This is a genomic window from Paraburkholderia sp. SIMBA_053, assembly GCF_046534895.1.
Taxonomy (GTDB): Bacteria; Pseudomonadota; Gammaproteobacteria; order Burkholderiales; family Burkholderiaceae; genus Paraburkholderia; species Paraburkholderia caledonica.
Window position 1 is genome coordinate 1 of record NZ_JAWRXU010000343.1, and the last position, 320, is coordinate 320.

Sequence of the window (320 nt, forward strand, 5' to 3'; positions counted from 1 at the left end):
GATTCTGACGGGCGAGGCGCCCTGTCGGCTCTCCGAAGGCTCCATCTGGGTGTTGCATCTGATTCCTACGCAGGCTGCGCTCGGTACGGGCAGCATAGACCCGCTCTCGTACTGGGATTTTGCCCGCCAGATTCCCATACTTGGTACCGCGGCGATGAGCTTTCGCGTTAACCTTGATGGTGCTTTGGGTCTCAGAAACGAAGTTGAGGGTGTCGTGCATGGCTACACGCAACTGTTTCGCAACGGTTTTGTGGAGGCCGTACAGGTGCTCTCCGAAAATGCACGCGGGACACGAATCTTGCATGGGTCCACGTATGAAG

Annotated in this window: 1 protein-coding gene; it reads left to right on the forward strand. The window is 57.2% G+C overall.

The window, feature by feature from the left end:
* Window positions 1-49 precede the first annotated feature (49 nt).
* Window positions 50-320 (forward strand): hypothetical protein (locus SB753_RS35925; protein WP_410804855.1); only part of this gene is annotated, 271 nt, incomplete at its 3' end.